The organism is Spirosoma luteolum (genome assembly GCF_054778875.1).
The window spans coordinates 1-2,636 of the sequence record NZ_BAAGZE010000014.1; the positions used below are offsets into that span (position 1 = coordinate 1).

Annotated in this window: 4 protein-coding genes; all 4 read left to right on the plus strand. The window is 46.4% G+C overall.

Annotation, left to right across the window (positions count from 1 at the left end):
* Positions 1-696, plus strand: a 696-nt coding sequence (locus tag ACYVAC_RS16200) for a hypothetical protein (protein ID WP_461098797.1), incomplete at its 5' end; no start/stop codon positions are given.
* Positions 697-752: 56 nt separating this feature from the next.
* On the plus strand, positions 753-1,448 hold the full coding sequence (locus ACYVAC_RS16205) for a hypothetical protein (protein ID WP_461098798.1): 696 nt from the start codon (positions 753-755) through the stop codon (positions 1,446-1,448).
* Positions 1,449-1,634: 186 nt separating this feature from the next.
* Positions 1,635-2,033, plus strand: a complete 399-nt coding sequence (locus ACYVAC_RS16210; protein ID WP_461098799.1) for a hypothetical protein — start codon at positions 1,635-1,637, stop codon at positions 2,031-2,033.
* Positions 2,034-2,065: 32 nt separating this feature from the next.
* Positions 2,066-2,431, plus strand: a complete 366-nt coding sequence (locus ACYVAC_RS16215) for a transposase family protein (RefSeq protein ID WP_461098800.1) — start codon at positions 2,066-2,068, stop codon at positions 2,429-2,431.
* Positions 2,432-2,636: the final 205 nt, after the last annotated feature.

Sequence of the window (2,636 nt, forward strand, 5' to 3'; positions counted from 1 at the left end):
ACGTTTAGCCCTACCGACCCTGGCTACTACTATAGTACGGGTTCCTCGGATCTAGGTCCAGGTTTTGTTCCGGGGCCCGCCAACGGGACGGCAGATGTTAACGAGGTTCATATTGAGAACATTCGTACAACGGGTAGCAACTTCCGCGACATATTTGGGGGCGGCGACAACCAGATTCTTTTTCATCTGGGCGATAATAAGTATCCGGCCAAGGGGCAAACCTCCTTTATTTCGTTGTCGATAGACCGGTGGGCCGGCCGGAAGGGCGTTTGGCGCCGGCCCAATGCGGTGTGGGACGAGAACTGGAGTGCGGTAGAACGCGACCAGCACATGGGCATCGAAACCATTAACTCAGGGGTAAATAAGGAAATTACAATTGGTGGTAGCATAAAAATTCTAGCTAAAACCAATGGATCTGTTGTTACCAAAGCAAATGAGATTTCGCTGACTGCCGGTGACGAAACCGGTTTCGAAATTACCCCCTTCTCTTGGTCTGTCAAGCACACAACAACTAATCAGTATTTAACGGAAAGTCGTGAACTCAATCGGCGCATATTCTTCGCCGGTAATGCCGGTGACGTAGAAGGTAGAGGGACGTTAGAAGGAGTTGGGATTCGTTTTGGCGGTAACACGCGTAATTCGGGCGTCTATTATACCTTGAAGGTGATCCCCAAAAATTTCGCCAACGGATATTAGTTTTTTACCAAGCCGGCGGCTGCTAATAGCCGCCGGCTTAAATAACCCAGATGTATATGAGAAGTAAAGTTCTTGCCATTGCTTTCCTGCTGCTGAGCGTATCAGTCTATGCTCAAACAGCTGTAATGATTGGCGTTAAGGCAGCGTTGACCCGCTTTTCAGAAGATGATTTTTCCAACAGGGTTGGCGGATTTGCCGTAGACGCTTACAACAGGGGCACCAAGCCAATGGCACAGTTGTACGGGCGTTTTCAGTACGGAAGACTATATGTTCAACCCGAGCTAAGGTATAGTCAGGCGCGGTTTTTTGTAACCTACCAAAATATAGACCGGGAAAATCCTTTATGGAGCTATTACAGCGGAATAGGATCCCAAAGTTTAGCTGCTGATATGTACCGCCTTGATGTACCTCTTAAAGTAGGCTATTTCCTTTTTCCTCGCTTGAGCGTAAATGCAGGCGTGATAAATACATTTTACTCCTATAAGGATAGATCATATAGTTTTATGGATAACGGTCGATTCCTTATTGGTGACGATGTTTTTGACTCGCACAAAAAATATGTTCTTAGCGGAATAATGGGCGTAAACTACCATGCGAACCGATTAGTCATTGAAATAAATTATGATTTTCCATTTGGGACAATGCATAATCCTGTCAATTTCTCGGGTAGTTCTTATGAATTCAAGCGGAAAACTCATCTTCTGACTTTCTCTGTTGGGTATGATATTGTCCGTTTTAAATCGAAGAAATAAAACAGTAGTGTAAATGCCCACTTTCAAAACTTGGTATTAGAGTTGTTGCAACGGGTTAATTTTGTATCATGAAGTTCTCAACGACTGACTTACGCACTGACCGCCAATGGCGAGCAGCTATAGGGCTGGATCAGAAGCGGTTCACCAAACTCCTAGCTTTACTTCCTGCTGCCTACCAACAACTTTATGGCCAAAGCATCCAACAGCGCCAGCAGCAATGCCCCGATGTGCCTATGCTCGACACTTATGAAGACCTGTTGCTGTTTACCCTATTCTCCCGCTCCGGCGGCCCGGTTAAAATCAGGACTTACCTTAGACTTACTGGGCCTTACTACCGGTATGGATGGCTCGACAGCTAAGCGCAATCAGGATATGGGGTTGATGCTCATTAAAACAGCGCTGAATCAGTCTGGTCACCTGCCCAAAACACATTTTGACAATGCCGAAAGCTTTAACGCTTATTTCATTGACAAAGGCCCTTCACTCATCGATGCCACCGAGCAACGTACCCAACGGCCCCAGGCAGCCGATTATCAACGAGGTATGTATAGTGGTAAAAAAAAGCCCACACCGTCAAATCGTTAATTCTGGGCACCAGCGACCGCTATATTCATTATGTGAGCAACGCCTGGCAAGGTAAGCATCATGATTATCGGCAATTAAAATACTGTTTTCCGCCCGACCAACCTTGGTTTTCTCACCTCTCGATTGAGGTAGACCTGGGCTATCAGGGCATAGCTACAGACTATATCTGTCTGTCAGTCAGTCAGCCTAAGAAGAAGCCTAAAGGTGGCCAATTGACGTCAGAAGAAAAGGCGGATAATCGAACCAGGAGTTCAACACGAATACGAATTGAACACGCCATTGGCGGTATGAAACGCTACCGCTATTTAAGCGATCAACTACGCACACACAAGGCCAGTCTCTACGAGTTATCGTTATCAATTTGTGCTGGCTTGTGGAATTTTATCTTAATTAATTAACTGATTATCAACGTTGCAACATGTCTATTGTATGAACGCTAATTCTAAAACGAAAGCGGGCTTTTTTCTTTCTAGTATTTTAACTGGGCTGTTGATGAGCGCGTGTAGCCCCGAAGTCAACGTGCAAGAGCCGGTGTCGGTCAACCAGTCGGCCCGCATCGAGGCGGCGGCCAACCTGCGTTTGTACGCCGGACTCATCGCCGAG